Here is a 565-nt window from a genome sequence, read left to right as displayed (position 1 = left end):
ATTGTCAGTGAGCACGCCCGTTTTTACCCAGCCAGAATGTGCCGGAGACACGGGAACCATTGGTTTTAACGTTTCAGGAGGTGGTTATGCTGATGCTGCACGATATTATTACAGCGTAGATAGTGGCGGTGGTTTTGTGGATTGGACCGAAAGTACCACGGGAGCTATAAGCATCCCCAATCTAAATGCGGACACTTATAATATAAAAGTGGTTGCTGGGAACAGTAGTTTGGCCAATACGGATGGTTGTCATGTGACCCTTTCGGACCTCACCATTGCTGCCCCCGTTCCCTTAGGCTTTGATTTGAGCTCCAGCCCGGAGTCCTATCCAGGAGCCAATGACGGAACCGTAAGTGTGAGCAACATCATGGGTCGAGCAGGGATGACCTTGTCCATCAATACTACTCCAGAACAAAGCTTAACAGTGGCCGATGATAGTTCCTCGTTTGCCTCCTTGCCATCCGGCATCTATACGGTCACTCTAAGTGCAGGTACTTGTACGTATACGGATAGTATCGAGGTCACGGGTGTTACCCTACCCGTGATTACGGTCAACAGCACTACG

1 protein-coding gene is annotated in these 565 nt (G+C 49.7%); it reads left to right on the top strand.

Features of this window, described 5'->3' with window-relative positions:
* Window positions 1–565: hypothetical protein (locus FBT53_RS16180; protein ID WP_169630387.1), on the top strand; the 565-nt coding region annotated here is incomplete at both ends.

Source organism: Flavobacterium sp. ASW18X (assembly GCF_005144745.1).
GTDB lineage: Bacteria > Bacteroidota > Bacteroidia > Flavobacteriales > Flavobacteriaceae > Croceivirga.
The sequence above is the reverse complement of the archived record's forward strand: the minus strand, read 5'-3'. Positions and strand labels throughout refer to the sequence as shown.